The organism is Gemmatimonas sp. (assembly GCF_044376735.1).
Lineage (GTDB): Bacteria > Gemmatimonadota > Gemmatimonadetes > Gemmatimonadales > Gemmatimonadaceae > Gemmatimonas.
The window spans coordinates 1-13,414 of the sequence record NZ_JBILKJ010000077.1 but is presented as its reverse complement, the minus strand read 5'-3'; the positions used below and the strand labels follow the sequence as shown (position 1 = coordinate 13,414).

13 protein-coding genes and 1 pseudogene are annotated in these 13,414 nt (G+C 67.9%); 5 read left to right on the top strand and 9 right to left on the bottom strand.

Annotated elements, in window-relative coordinates; genetic code table 11:
• From ACIRA7_RS11000 to ACIRA7_RS10990, 3 genes and pseudogenes are all read left to right on the top strand, one after another.
• Nucleotides 1–261, top strand: a pseudogene (locus tag ACIRA7_RS11000) (biotin synthase BioB); the annotation flags it as partial.
• Between the two features lie 4 nt (nucleotides 262–265).
• Entirely contained in the window at nucleotides 266–901 is a 636-nt protein-coding gene (gene pdxH / locus ACIRA7_RS10995; RefSeq protein WP_396220887.1) for a pyridoxamine 5'-phosphate oxidase, read from the top strand.
• A gap of 45 nt (nucleotides 902–946) precedes the next feature.
• The gene (locus ACIRA7_RS10990; protein ID WP_396220886.1) at nucleotides 947–1,684 is read left to right on the top strand and encodes an SDR family oxidoreductase; all 738 of its coding nucleotides are present in this window, start codon (nucleotides 947–949) and stop codon (nucleotides 1,682–1,684) included.
• 6 nt (nucleotides 1,685–1,690) lie between these two features.
• Here ACIRA7_RS10990 and ACIRA7_RS10985 read toward each other — a convergent pair whose 3' ends face one another.
• The 6 genes from ACIRA7_RS10985 to fadI all read right to left on the bottom strand — a co-directional run bounded on the left by ACIRA7_RS10985 (nucleotide 1,691) and on the right by fadI (nucleotide 8,591).
• Nucleotides 1,691–2,569: an anti-sigma factor domain-containing protein gene (locus tag ACIRA7_RS10985; RefSeq protein ID WP_396220885.1), complete on the bottom strand. Its 879-nt coding sequence runs from the start codon at nucleotides 2,567–2,569 to the stop codon at nucleotides 1,691–1,693.
• A gap of 106 nt (nucleotides 2,570–2,675) precedes the next feature.
• The gene (rsgA, locus tag ACIRA7_RS10980) at nucleotides 2,676–3,599 is read right to left on the bottom strand and encodes a ribosome small subunit-dependent GTPase A (protein ID WP_396220884.1); all 924 of its coding nucleotides are present in this window, start codon (nucleotides 3,597–3,599) and stop codon (nucleotides 2,676–2,678) included.
• Entirely contained in the window at nucleotides 3,596–3,877 is a 282-nt protein-coding gene (locus ACIRA7_RS10975; RefSeq protein WP_396220883.1) for a hypothetical protein, read from the bottom strand. Before ACIRA7_RS10975 ends, rsgA begins: the two co-directional genes overlap by 4 nt.
• Nucleotides 3,878–3,945: 68 nt before the next feature.
• Nucleotides 3,946–4,875: a proline dehydrogenase family protein gene (locus tag ACIRA7_RS10970; protein WP_396220882.1), complete on the bottom strand. Its 930-nt coding sequence runs from the start codon at nucleotides 4,873–4,875 to the stop codon at nucleotides 3,946–3,948.
• 249 nt (nucleotides 4,876–5,124) lie between these two features.
• Complete coding sequence (gene fadJ, locus ACIRA7_RS10965; RefSeq protein ID WP_396220881.1) at nucleotides 5,125–7,299, bottom strand: fatty acid oxidation complex subunit alpha FadJ; 2,175 nt, start codon at nucleotides 7,297–7,299, stop codon at nucleotides 5,125–5,127.
• Nucleotides 7,296–8,591: an acetyl-CoA C-acyltransferase FadI gene (gene fadI / locus ACIRA7_RS10960; protein ID WP_396220880.1), complete on the bottom strand. Its 1,296-nt coding sequence runs from the start codon at nucleotides 8,589–8,591 to the stop codon at nucleotides 7,296–7,298. The genes fadJ and fadI overlap by 4 nt, the downstream gene beginning before the upstream one ends.
• A gap of 61 nt (nucleotides 8,592–8,652) precedes the next feature.
• On the opposite strand from fadI, the gene ACIRA7_RS10955 reads away from it, so the two are divergent.
• A complete protein-coding gene (locus tag ACIRA7_RS10955; RefSeq protein WP_396220879.1) occupies nucleotides 8,653–10,350 on the top strand; it encodes an FAD-dependent oxidoreductase in 1,698 nt (565 codons plus the stop codon).
• Nucleotides 10,351–10,381: 31 nt separating this feature from the next.
• Nucleotides 10,382–11,122, top strand: coding sequence for an SDR family NAD(P)-dependent oxidoreductase (locus ACIRA7_RS10950; protein WP_396220878.1), 741 nt, complete (start codon nucleotides 10,382–10,384; stop codon nucleotides 11,120–11,122).
• A 204-nt stretch (nucleotides 11,123–11,326) separates the two neighbouring features.
• Here ACIRA7_RS10950 and ACIRA7_RS10945 read toward each other — a convergent pair whose 3' ends face one another.
• From ACIRA7_RS10945 to ACIRA7_RS10935, 3 genes are all read right to left on the bottom strand, one after another.
• Nucleotides 11,327–12,307: a zinc-dependent alcohol dehydrogenase family protein gene (locus ACIRA7_RS10945; protein ID WP_396220877.1), complete on the bottom strand. Its 981-nt coding sequence runs from the start codon at nucleotides 12,305–12,307 to the stop codon at nucleotides 11,327–11,329.
• A gap of 40 nt (nucleotides 12,308–12,347) precedes the next feature.
• The gene (locus ACIRA7_RS10940; RefSeq protein ID WP_396220876.1) at nucleotides 12,348–12,833 is read right to left on the bottom strand and encodes a GreA/GreB family elongation factor; all 486 of its coding nucleotides are present in this window, start codon (nucleotides 12,831–12,833) and stop codon (nucleotides 12,348–12,350) included.
• Nucleotides 12,834–12,971: 138 nt separating this feature from the next.
• Nucleotides 12,972–13,414: TonB-dependent receptor domain-containing protein (locus ACIRA7_RS10935; RefSeq protein WP_396220875.1), on the bottom strand; the 443-nt coding region annotated here is incomplete at its 5' end.

Sequence of the window (13,414 nt, the reverse complement as noted above, 5' to 3'; positions counted from 1 at the left end):
CCCACGCAGGAGATCCGCGTGTCGGGTGGCCGCGAGGTGCATCTGCGCAGCATGCAGGTGATGGGGCTGTATCCGGCAAACTCGATTTTCGTGGGCGACTATCTCACCACGCAGGGGCAGACGGCGCGCGACGATCTGCGCATGATCGAGGACGCCGGCTTCGTGCTGGAAACGCCGGATGGCGAACCGCTGGTGGGTGATCCCTTCGCGGGGGTGCCGGATTCGTATCCGCGGGCGGCGCTGCCGATGGTGGAAGTCTGAGCAGATGACCATTGCCGACATCCGCACCGAATACCGACGCGCCTCGCTCTCGGAGCACGACGTCGCGGCCGATCCCATCGCGCAGTTCTCGCGCTGGTTCGACGAAGCGGTGAACGCGGCCGTCGTCGAGCCGAACGCGATGTGTTTGGCGACGGCCACCCCCGACGCGTATCCATCGGCGCGGATGGTGTTGCTGAAGGGCTGTGACGCCCGGGGGTTCGTGTTCTACACCGACTACCGCAGCCGGAAGGGACAGGAACTCGCCGACAACCCACACGCGTCGCTCTGCTTTTTCTGGGCCGAGCTGGAGCGCCAGGTACGCATCAACGGCGCGGTACAGCGGGTCAGTCGCGCCGAGTCGGACGCGTATTTCCAGACACGTCCCCTGCCCAGCCGGGTGGGGGCCTGGACGTCGCACCAGAGCATGGTGCTGACCGATCGCTCGGTGCTCGAGGAGCAATTGGCGACCAACGAGACGCGCTTCGCCGGTGGGCAGGTACCGCTCCCTGAGCATTGGGGTGGCTTCCGCGTCATTCCCGAAGAGCTCGAGTTCTGGCAGGGGCGGGAAAGCCGGTTGCACGATCGGATTCAGTTCCGTCGCGAAGCGGGCGCGTGGGTGAAGCGCCGGCTGTCGCCGTAAGGTCGGCCACGGGAACCGATCGCGTGCGTCAGGAGTTCCGCGTGCATGTCACAGACATCGCACGCGGTTCTCATTTTCGGGGCAACCGGCGGCGTCGGCGCCGCCCTCGCCCGTCGTCTCGCCACGGCCGGCACGCCGCTCTTTCTCACGGCGCGCCGTGAGGAACCCCTGGCCGCACTGGCCGCCGAGCTGGGGGCCGCGTACGCCACCAGCGACGCCACCGACTGGGCCGAGATCGACCGCGTCGCTGACGCGGCGCGCGAGCGCTTCGGCGCAATCGGCGGTATGGCGAACTGCGTGGGCTCGCTGATCCTGAAGCCGGCGCATCTTACCAAGTTCGAGGAGTTTCAGCAGACGATCGCGCAGAATCTCACGAGCGCCTTCGGGGTCGTCCGCGCCGCCGCGCGCGTGATGCCCGAGGGTGGCGCGGTGGTGCTGTGCAGCACGGCGGCATCGCGCATCGGGCTGTCGAACCACGAAGCCATCGCGGCCGCCAAAGGTGGCGTGAACGGCCTCGTGCTGTCCGCCGCGGCAACCTATGCGTCGCGCGGTCTTCGGGTGAACGCCGTCGCGCCCGGGTTGGTGGAGACGCCACTCACGGCGCGCATTACCGGCTCAGCGCCCGCCGTCCAGGCCTCACAGGCTATGCACGCCCTTGGCCGCATCGGCCAGCCCGATGACGTGGCGAGCCTGATGGCGTGGCTGTTGGGCCCCGATGCCACGTGGGTGACCGGACAGCTCTATGGCGTAGACGGTGGACTTGGGACGGTGCGCTCGAAGTAGTGCTGCCTACGGCGTGGCGCCCTTGGCCGGCACGTCGCCCACCAGAAGCGGAGGCGTCGTGGGCGCGGCGGCGCCGGCCGACGACTCTTCGGTGACCGCAAGCCGCGTGACACCGCTGGTGGTCGTCGGCAGTTCGACGGAGGCGACCATGGCCCGACCGTCTTCGCTCGGCGTGAACAGCGTGAGCGGAACCGGTGTGCCGTCGCGAATCATCCACAGCAGATAGGCGCGATCGCCAGCCACCGGCGCGAGTCCGTACCCGTTCACGACCGCCTTTCCTTCCCGCACGTTCCAGAACACTTGCATGCCGGCGCCGGCAGATTGCGCCGGATTGAGATTGACCAGCACCACGGCGCCACGTCCACCCAGTAGCGCCTGTAGCGTCTTCTCTCGCTCGGCCAGCTTGGCCTCGGTGCGGGCGATCCGGATGCGGTCCTGAGACGCACGAACCTCGAGGGCATCGGCCTGACGGCGGAGCATGACGGCCACCGCGCTGCATGCCACGAGCGCCGCGCCCAGCACCCCAACGATCCACCGTGCGGAGCGCGCACGACGACGGACCGAACGCGTGATGATGGCCGTGGGGATCGGCGGCGTCACGGCGCGCGTCGCACGGCTGGTTGATGCTTTCCGTACGGCCGCTGCCCGCGTGGGCGCTGCTGGGGTGGATCCCGCCGCATCGTTCGGCGTCGGGCGCGCCGGCGCCGCTCGTCGCTCCAATGCCGCCCGATGGATCGCGATGTCGCGTTCGAGCGATGCCGCGTACTCCGGATTCTGAAGCCCGCGTTCGAACGCCGCACGCTCGTCCGGACGGAGCATGCCGAGCGCGTACACGGGCACCAGATCACGCAGTTGGTCGAGGGTGTACGGCGTCGTTGTGTTCACGGAACGGTCATCGAGGGCGGCCCGGGCCACGCCGTGCCCAGCAGTGGCGCGCCCAGTCTGCCCTGAACGTATCCAGCGACGATCTGGCTGGATAGGCTGGCCGAGATCAGCCCTGCTCGGCCAGTTCTTCGCGCAGCTTCACGTAGCTGTCGTAGCGTCCCCGACCCACCGTCCCGCCGCGAATCGCCTCCTTGATGGCGCATTCGGGTTCCACGGTGTGGGTGCAGTCGGCGAACCGGCAGTCGTGAATGAGGGGACGGAACTCCGGGAAGCACTGGGCGATTTCGCGGGCGTCGATCCCCCAGAGCCCGACCTCGCGCAGCCCCGGCGTATCGGCCACGAATCCGCCGCCCGGCAGCGGGTGCAACACGGCACCGACCGTGGTATGCCGGCCCTTGTTCACACTGTCGCTGATTTCGGCCGTTCGCAGATCGAGTCCGGGAAACAGCCGGTTCATCAATGATGACTTGCCGACGCCGGACGGACCGGTGAGCGCCGAATCCTTTCCCGCCACGTCGTCCCGCAGCTCCTCGAGTCCTTCGCCGGTGACGACGCTGACGAGGTGCAGGGGATAGCCCGCCTTCACGAACTCATCGAAGCGTTCGCGGATGGTGCCGGCGTCCACGAGATCGATCTTGTTGATGATGATACGGGCGGCGAGCCCGTTCGCCTCCGCGATCACCAGAAAGCGATCGAGCATGCGCGGGTGCGGCTCGGGGCGGGCGGCGGCGAAGACGACCAACACCTGGTCGAGATTGGCCACGATGATGCGTTCGCCGCGCGCACCAGCCGGTGCACGGCGCGCAAGCTTGCTGCGGCGCGGATGGATCCGATCGATTGCCCACGAATCGCTGTCGGCGACACGGCCGATGGTGACGCGATCCCCGACGGCGAGCTTGAGCGATCCGTGCGCTTCGTGCTTGAGCCGGCCGCGGAGGGACACGTCGAACAGCACGCCGTCGTCGGTGCGCACCTGCCAGATGCCGCCGGTCCCCTGCATGACCACGCCATCGAAGGTCTCGTCGGTCACCGGGTCTGCCCCCGGATCAGCCCATCGAGCGTGGCCTTCACGGTGCCGAGCGCCATGCCGCCCAACTGATGGCGCACCACGGCCTCGCTGGCGCCGGTGATCAGGAAGCCGGTTTCGAGATGCCCCTGCACCTCCGGCTCGCCGAATCCCCATTTGACGAACATCAGGTACGCACCCCACGGTGCCGCGCGATCGCCGGTGGTGTCGGTAAGGATGTCCGCGGAGTACGCGTGGCCATCCACGCCTTCAAAGGCGGCCGGTCGTTTGTGCACGGCCATGTAGCCGCCCAGCGTGCGCTCGTCGCCCGCGTCAAGATCGGCGGGGAGGTGGTGTCCGTGATGTTCGGTCAGCGGGAGAGTGACTCTTTCACGATGTTGCCGGCCATGAACGCGATGTTGGCGGGGCGTTCGGCCAGCCGTCGCATGAGATAGGGATACCACTGACTGCCGAACGGCACGTATACCCGCATGCGGTACCCTTCCTTCACGATCTGCTCCTGCAGATCGCGCCGCACGCCGTACAGCATCTGGAACTCGAAGCGATCGGCGGCAATGCCGCGCTCCTTCGCGAAGCGCTTGGCTTCGTTGATGATCAGTTCGTCGTGCGTGGCAATGCCGGGATAGCTGCCGTGCTCCATCAGGCGATGCATGGCCGCGACATAGTTGCGATCCACGTCAGCCTTGTCGGGAAATGCGACGGTGGCCGGCTCGAGATACGCGCCCTTGCAGATGCGTACGCGGCACTTGAGGCGATTGGCGCGTTCCACATCGTCGAGCGTGCGACGCAACGAACTCTGCAGCACGATACCCACGTTCTCGGGGTAATCGGGGTAGAGCTGTTGCTCGAAGGTGTCGAGGGTGCGGTCGGTGTAGGCGCTCGACTCCATGTCGAGACGCACGAAGCTCTGGTACTGCTTGGCGCGCTCGAGGACCTGACGAACGACTTCGAGCCCGAGTTGGTCGGAGACGTCCTGCCCCAGCGCAGTGAGCTTTACCGAGACATTGGCCTGCAGCTTCTTCTGCTCGATGCGGTCGAGGATCTCGAGATACTGTCGGCCCGTGTCGCGGGCTTCCGCTTCGCTCGAGACCGATTCACCGAGCAGATCGAGCGACGCCGTGATGCCTTTGGCATTGAGCTGCTCGACGGCGGAGAGCGCGGTCGCGATGGTTTCGCCCGCCACGAATCGCGACGCCATCTTGCGCGCAAACCCGACGTTCTTGACGAAATCGAAAATGTGCTGTTGGCGCGACAGGTACAGCAGAGAGGAACGAAGCATTGCGGCGCGGAGACGCGGAGTTCAGCGGGAGGGATTGCGCGACGGCGGTACTGCTGGCACGACGGCGCGGAAAGTTACGTGGGAATATACCCAGCGACGCGCCGCTCCGAGTGGTTGACCCAGAACCCAGCACGCAAAACCCAGGGCCTCAGGCCAATAGCCCACGGCAGCCCATCGCTGTGCGCTGTGGGCTTGGGGTATTGGGTGGTGGGTGGTGCGTTCTGGGTGGAACGGCGCGGGCAGGACTGCTCAGGGATAGAATCGCTCGCCTGCGGTCGCCTTGGCACGCAGGAGGGCGGCCGGTTCGTAGCGGCCAGGGGATCGCGCGTTGAGCGCCTCAAGCTGTGCCAGCACCGTCGCTGCCCCGAGCGTGTCGAGGAACCGGAACGGGCCGCCGCGAAACGGCGGGAAGCCGATCCCGAACACCGCGCCGATATCGCCATCCCGCGGCGACCGGATGATGCCGTCTTCCAGGCAGCGCACGGCCTCGTTCAGCATGGGCAGCACGGTGCGGCGCTGGATCTCCTCGGCCGCCAGCGTGACGCGCCCCCCCGACGCCGGTGTCAGGGCGTACACCCCCTGATCCACGCCCTGTCGCTTGCCCTGCTCGTCGTAGCGATAGAAGCCGCGCTTCGCCTTCCGCCCCAGCCGTCCGCTCTCGATCACGCGCTGCAGCGTGGCCGAGGGACGCATCCGCTCCCCGAATGCGGCCGCCATGATGGGTCCCGACTTGCCGGCGATATCGAGTCCGACTTCGTCGAGCAGGGTGATCGGCCCCACCGGAAAACCGAAGGCCACCAGCGCCGCGTCGACCGCATCGATCGACACGCCCTCATCGAGCAGCTTGCCGCTCTCGTTGATGTAGGGCGCGAGAATCCGGTTCACGTAGAACCCCGGTCCGTCGCGCACCACGATCACCGTCTTGCCAAGCTGTCGGCCATAGGCCACCACCGTGGCCGTGGTCTGCGCGCTCGTCTCGGGGGTCACGATCACCTCGAGCAGCGGCATCTTGTGCACCGGGGAGAAGAAGTGCATCCCCACCACCTGCTCCGGATGCAGGGCCGCCGACGCGATCTCGCGAATCGGGATCGTGCTCGTGTTCGACGCGAAGATCGCCCGCGGCGCGACGGCCTGCACGTCGCGCAGCACGGCATGTTTCACCGCGAGGTCCTCGAACACGGCTTCGATCACGAGATCCGCGTTCGCAAAGCCGCGATAGTCGATCGTGCCGCCCACCAGCGACAGCGTGTCATCCATCTGCAATCGGGTGAGCTGCCGCCGCTTCACCCGCTCGCGCAGCACATCACGCACCGCGCGCCAGCCGGCGGCCACGCGATCGAGCGAGGCGTCCTTCAGTCGAACGATCGTGCCCGCCTGCACCGCCACCGTGGCAATGCCGGCGCCCATGAACCCAGCGCCAAGCACACCGATCTTGCGCACGCGCACGGGGTCCGCCGTCACCCCCTCGGGGAGGCCATTGTCCTTCTTGAGCGCGGTGGTCGCGAAGAAGATCGACACGAGCTCGCGGCAGACATCACTCACCGCCAGCTCGCCGAAGCACCGCGCTTCCTCGCGGAATCCGGCCGCGTCGCCATGGAGATAGCCGGCCTGCATCACCTCGATGGCGGCCAATGGCGCCGGATACTGTCCGCGCGTCTTCTTCAGGACGGTTTCACGCGCCTGACGGAACACGATCTTCCGGCCGAGCGCGTTGTCCTCGAGCAGCATCTCGCTGGCGCCGTGCTTCCGTGGCCGCACCGGCATCGCCTCGCCGCGAGCGAGCGCCCGCACGCGCCTGGCCGCCACCTCGTACAGGATGGACGGATGCACGAGCTCGTGCACGAGCCCCATCTGCCACGCCTTCTTCGCGCGGATGTTCTTGCCCGTGAGGATCATGTCGAGCGCGGCCTGCAGCCCCACCGTGCGCGGCAATCGCTGCGTACCACCCGCGCCGGGGAGCAGCCCGAGCTGCACCTCGGGAAGCGCCAGCACCGTTTTCGGATGATCGGTCGCGATGCGATACCGACAGGCCAACGCGATCTCCAGACCGCCGCCCAACGCGGCGCCATGCATCGCCGCGATGAACGGCTTGGGCATGGCCGCCAGACGATCCAACAGCTGCTGTCCACCGCGCGACAGCGCCTCGCCTTCCGCAGCCGTGGTAACCCGCCGCAGCTCCTCGATGTCGGCACCGGCAATCCACGTGTCGGCTTTTCCACTCACCAGGACGGCGCCGATGATCGTCGGGTCCTGCTCGATGCGCGCGAAGATCTGCTCGAACACCGGCCCCACGCGCGTGTTCAGCGTATTCACCGGCGAGTTCGGCTGATCGTAGCGAATCGTCGCGACGCCGTCGTGCACCGACAGCGAGACACCGGTGGCGGCATCTTCCATCAGGACGTTGCTCATGGGCAGGTTGCTCATGCGCGCTCCACGATCATGGCGTGACCCATCCCGCCGGCCGCACACACGGTGAGCATGCCGAACTGTTTACCGCGGCGCGCCAACTCGTTGCACAGCGTGGTGAGCACGCGGGCGCCGGTAGCGCCGAAGGGATGTCCGATGGACAGCGAGCCGCCCATCACGTTCAGCTTGTTGACATCGACCTCACCGACCGGCGTGCTCAACCCGGCGCGCGCCGCCCACATGGGCGACGCCAAACCCTGAATGTTGCTCAGCACTTGGGCGGCGAACGCCTCGTGCATCTCAATCAGATCGATGTCGCCGAGCGTGAGCCCGGCCCTTGCCAGCGCCATCGGCGCGGCGAGCACCGGCGCCTGCAGCAGCTGCTCGGCCGGGTCAACGGCCGCATAGGCATACGACCGGATGTACGCCAGCGGCGTGTAGCCCAGCGCCTTCGCCCGCTCCTCCGACATGAGCAGCACCGCCGCCCCGCCATCGGTGAGCGGCGACGCGTTCCCCGCCGTGACGGTGCCGTACTGGCGATCGAACACCGGCTTGAGCGCCGAAAGCTGCTCGTACGTGGAATCACGTCGCACGCCGTTGTCGGTGGCGATCATACTCGCATACGTGGGCGGCGCCGGCACCGCCACGATCTCGGCCGTCAGGCGTCCGTCGTCGGTGCCGGCCGCCGCGTTCAGGTGCGACCGCAGCGCGAAGTGGTCCTGCGCTTCGCGCGTGATGCCGTTCAGCTTGGCCATCTTGTCGGCCGACTGCCCCATCGACTCGCCCGTACTCGGCTCCGCAATCGCGGGTGTGATCGGGATGAAGTCCTTCGGACGGAGCTGCGCGAGCAGGGCAAGACGCTGCGACAGCGACTTTGCCTTCGAGGCGGCCACCAGCACATCGCTCATGCCGCGCGAATGCAAGATCGGCACCTGCGTCAGCGACTCGGCGCCGCCGGCGATGGCCACGTGCGCATGCCCCAGCGCGATCTGGTCGGCGGCATCGGTGATGGCCTGATTCGCCGATGCGCAGGCGCGCGACACGGTGTAGGCCTGCAGCGTTCTCGGAAAGTGCGGCAGCAGCGCCACTTCGCGGGCGATATTCGGCGCGACGACCGCCTGCACCACGGTGCCGAACACCAGCAGATCGACCGAGGCGCCGTCGAGGGCGGTGCGCTGCACCAGTTCGGCCACGGCCAGCTTGCCGAGGTCGATGGCCGTGTAGTCCTTAAGGACCGTTCCCGAACGTGCGAACGGCGTACGAACACCGGCGACGATGGCCACACGACGGCCAGTTCCAGAGGTGGGCATCTGCCGAAGGTAACGGCCACTCCCCTAGCGCGGCGAGGGTTCTGGCGGCATCTCTGCAACAATGCCTGCGCCGAAGGACACTCCCGAATCCTCGAGCCCCGTTGCGGTGGCGACCCGACAGGCGGCGCTCGCCGCGCTGGCGGCTGAGCCATTCGACATGCTCGTGGTGGGTGGCGGCATCACGGGGGCGGGGGTGGCGCGCGAGGCGGCGCTGGCGGGCTTTCGTACGGCCCTGCTGGAGCGCGACGACTTCGCCAGCGGCACCTCCAGCCGTTCGTCGCGGCTCGTCCATGGGGGCGTGCGGTATCTCGAGCATGGCCACCTCGGGCTGGTGTTCGAATCGAGCCGCGAGCGACGACTGCTGCTGGCGCTTGCGCCACATCTGGTGCGCCCCCTGGCCTTCACGTGGCCGGTGTATGGCGGGGCCCGCGTACCGCTGTGGAAGGTGCGCGCCGGCCTCGCGCTGTACGACGCACTGTCGCTGTTCCGCAACGCCCCGCATCACGCCCTGAACCGCGGGGATGTACTGGCCGCCGAACCGGCGCTCGCGCCCGACGGCATGGTGGGTGGGGCGCGCTACTGGGACGCCGCCACCGACGATTCGCGCCTCACCCTCGCCAGCGCCCTGGCGGCCCGCGAGGCCGGCGCGTCGGTGGCCAATCACGTGGCCGTCGTGGCCGGGATTCATGCGAACGGGAGCGAGGGGCGGCTTACGGGCGTGGCGGCGGAAGATCGACTCACCGGCGCCACGTTCCCGATCCGGGCGCGGGTGGTCATCAATGCCACCGGTCCGTGGAGCGATGCCACCGCTGCCCTCACGGGCTCGCCGCAGGGCACGCAGCTGTTCGGATCTGCCGGCGCACACATCGCGGTGCCCCGCAATCGCGTGGGCAACAACGACGCGGTCACCCTCGTGTCGCCGCTCGACGGCCGCGTGATGTTCGTGCTCCCGTCGGGTGTGCACACCATCATCGGCACCACCGAGCGTCCCGCGCACGCCGGCCCCGATGACATCCGCGCCACCCGCGCGGAGGTAACGTACCTGTTGCAGTCGGTGAATCGGTGCTTCCCGTTCGCGCAGCTCACCATGGACGACGTCGTGTCGGCGTGGTGCGGCATCCGCCCGCTGGCCGCCGTGCGCGCCGGCGAGCACAGCGCCAACGCCGCCTCGCGCGAGCACGCCATCACGCATCGCGCCGACGGACTGGTCAGCATCACCGGCGGCAAGCTCACCACCTATCGCGCCATGGCCGCCGATGTGTTGTCGCACGCCCGGAACGAACTGCCGAAGTCGGGAGGCGTGCCCACCGCCGCGCACGAGGCGCGGCCGAGTGAATCGACGCCGCTCCCCGGCGGCGACATCGTGTCACGCGAGGCGACCGTGTCCGAGGCGCGCGCGACGGTCCGTGACGCTGCGGTCGGAGAGCGACTGGCGCTGGCCTACGGGAGCCGTTGGCGCAACGTGTGGAGTTACGTGCAACGCGATGGGTCGCTGGGCTCTCGCCTCTCCGACAGCCTCCCCTACCTGCTGGCCGAAGTCGCCCATGCGGTGGAACGCGAGATGGCCGCGTCGTTGTCCGACGTGCTCGTGCGGCGCACGCATGTCGCCTTCGAAACGCGCGACAACGGGCGCGCGGCGGCCCGGCGCATAGCGCCGCTGATGGGCACGTTGCTGCGGTGGTCGGAACACGAGACCGCGCAGCAACTCGTCGCCTACGATCGCGACGTCGCGCGGCTATTCACGATCGACGACGTCTGAATGCAGCACCTCACCCTCTCCGTTCAGCACCGTGTCTGAATTCACTGATCGCATTGTCTTCATCACCGGCGGGGCGTCGGGCATTGGCGCCGCGTCAGCGCGCGCCTTCGCCGCGCAGGGCGCGAAGGTCGTGGTGGGCGACGTGCAACCCGAGCGCGCGGAGGCCGTGGCGCGCGAGGTCGGCGGACTGGCCGTACCGTGCGATGTGCGCGACGACGCCATGATCGCCGAGGCCGTTGCGCGCGTGGTGGCCCACTTCGGCACGCTCGATATCGCGATCAACGCCGCCGGCATCGGTGGCGCCGAAGTGCGCACGGCCGAGTATCCCACCGACGTGTGGGATGCCGTGATCGACATCAACCTCACCGGCGTCTGGCGGTGCATGCGCCACGAAATTCCGGTAATGCTCGCGGCAGCGCGCGGCACGATCGTGAACGTGGCGTCAGTAGCGGGACTGGGCGGCTTTCCACGGCACTCGGCGTACGCTGCCAGCAAACACGGCGTGGTAGGGCTCACCCGCACGGCTGCCTTGGAATACGGACGCAAGGGCATCCGGATCAATGCCCTCTGCCCGGGCTTCACGCGGACACCGATGGTGCAGAGCATGCTCGATGCGGGGCTGACTGAGAGCGAGCTGACGGCGCGCGTGCCGCTTGGCCGGCTCGGTACCGCCGAGGAGATGGCCGATACGGTGCTCTATCTGTGCAGTTCGGCGAGCGCGTTCATGGTGGGACACGCGCTCGCCATCGACGGCGGGCTCACCGCAGGGTAGCGCACCTGCGGGAGACAGCACCGCGGCACGGCCGTTGGTCTGCAGTTCAAATGAACAGGTTTACCGCGGATTTCCGCGAAATAGAACGCGGATTCGATTTCCCACGACGCCGGCAGTCGGTGTCGTTGCTGTTGATCCGCGACAATTCGCGTGAATTCGCGGTAAGGCGGTTAAAAGAAACTGCGGTCGGCGACAGCCCCGAGCCTACGGGACCAGCAGGATCTTACCGCTTCGACCGCCGCTCGCCGCGGCGGCCACGGCGTCCTTGATGCGCGACAGCGGAAATGTCTCCTGAACGCTCGCCGCGAGCGCCCCCGAGGCGATCAGCGTCGCGATCTCGCCGAACACCGCGCGCTGCTGCTCGGGCGTGGAATTCCTGAACCAGAACGCCAGCCAGAAACCGCGCAGCGTGACATCGCGGAACACGAACGATCCCGGCGCGATCTTGCACGCCTCGCCGCTGAGCGCGCCGTAATTCACCACCGTGCCGCCGATGGCGAGGCTGCGCGCAATGCGATCGGTGGCGCTGCCGCCGATGCAATCGAAACCCAGGCGGATCTTGGCGTTGTCGGTGGCCTCAGCCACGCGCGTGGCGAGATCGGGGCCATCCACCAGCACCACATCGCCGCCCAGTGCCTGCAAGGGGGCCACCGCATCCTGGCGGCGCACCACGTTCACCGTGCGAAGGCCGCGACGCTTGGCGAGCTGAATGACGTATTCGCCCACGCCGCTGTTCGCGGCGTTCTGGATGACCCACTCCCCGGGGGACAGCGCGACGAACTCGGAGAGCAGCAGCGACGCCGTGGGCGGATTCACCGTCATCATCGCCAGTTGCAGCGGGTCGCCGACCGGCGGCAACGGCATGAGGCCGGCCGCCGGCACCACGAGATGCGAGGCCCACGTGCCGGCACCCACGGGCAAGAGCACGCGCTGTCCCACCGCCACCGACGTCACCCCGTCACCAAGGGCCGCCACGCGTCCGATCCCTTCGTTGCCGCCCACCGCCGGCAGCGGCGGCAGCATGCCGTACTGCCCCGTGAGCGTGAGCACATCCGATGGATTGATCGGCGCGGCCAGCATCTCGAGCAACACGTGACCAGCCTGCGGCGCGGGCGTCTCACGCGTCACGCACTCGATCACGTCCTGCGGAACGGGGCCACGAGCGGTGTATTCGGCACGCTGCATCACAGGGCTCCAGCAACGGGGAAGTTCAGGATCGGACGACTCAGGCGAGTTCGTCGACGCCGCGATCGTGAATCGTCGTGAGTTCGACGATCACCAGACGGCGGATGCGGGTGGGCAACTTGAAGATGGTCTGTTCACCCACGGCCTTGCCCTGCAACGCGCGGCCGATCGGCGACGCCATCGTCACATGTCCTTCCTGCAGCTCGCCGGCATCACCGAACACCAGCTCATAGGATTCGCGGACGCTCGTCTGCTCATCTTCGACGATCACCTTCGAGCCGAGGCCCACGCGGTCGGTCGCGATCTGCGCGATGTCGATGTTGGCGAGCTTGGTCACACGCTGCGTGAGCTGACCGAGGCGCGCCTGCACGAACTGCTGGCGTTCCAGGGCCGCCTTGTACTCGCTGTTCTCCTTCAGGTCGCCGAGTTCGACCGCCTTCCGGATTTCAAAGGGAAGCGTGACGTTGAGCTCGTACGAGAGCTTCTCGACTTCACGCGCCATTTTGGCGATCAGTTCCTGAAACATGCGCGGGTCCACTGAAGCGGGACAAAAAAAGGCGCGCGCCCGGCCGTTTCCGGCCGGGCGCGTAGTAAAGCAGAAATATGGCACGGTTTGGTGGGGGTTCAAGACGTGCGCGACGACTCGCCCGTGGGTGGCCTCACCTCACGGCATCACGGACAGCCCCAGCCGCACCATGCGCGGAGCACCCGGCATGATGTTGTTGTTGCCGTGCGACGTGGCCGCGTACTGCGTGCCGAGCACGTTTTCGACATTGACCTGCAACAGCAGCGTGCGCGGCAACGACACGAAGAGTCCGGCATCGAAGCGCATGAAGGCGGGCAGTTGCACGCTGTTGTCGATCGCGGCGTAGCGCCGGCCCTGATGCACCACGCCCGCCCCCAGCGACGCGCGGGACGACACGCGCACCCGGTTCCAGAGCGACAGCGTGGTGCGAGGCACGAGCGGCACCGTGGCACCAGCGCGAGCCGACGTCGTGCGGGTCAGGATCCGCGCCTGCTGCACCGCCAGCCCGCCCACCACATTCCAACGCGACGTCACGGCACCCGTGACACCGAGCTCGAGGCCGGTGGTGCGCTGCGCGCCCG